The organism is Colwellia sp. BRX10-4, assembly GCF_014077465.1.
In the GTDB taxonomy this organism is placed as follows: Bacteria; Pseudomonadota; Gammaproteobacteria; order Enterobacterales; family Alteromonadaceae; genus Colwellia_A.
On the sequence record NZ_JACGVZ010000176.1, the window covers coordinates 1 to 210 of the forward strand.

The following is a 210-nucleotide window of genomic DNA, read 5'->3' on the forward strand; positions in this document are numbered from 1 at the left end:
AATACGTACAATGCAGGTGATACGGTTACCCTTGCTGAAGGTGAACTCATCTTAAATGCAGACGGTAGCTATACCTTCACACCAAATGATAATTTCAACGGTGCTGTGCCTGTAATTACTTACATTGTTACTGACGGTGCAGGTGATACACAGAGCTCTACACTAACAATTTCAGTGACACCAGTGTCTGATCTAAGTGATGATAGTGAA

The 210-nt window shown here is 41.4% G+C and carries 1 protein-coding gene; it reads left to right on the plus strand.

The annotated features are described in order from the left end of the window. Positions 1-210, plus strand: a 210-nt coding sequence (locus tag H4J67_RS21380) for a cadherin-like domain-containing protein (protein WP_182204974.1), incomplete at both ends; no start/stop codon positions are given.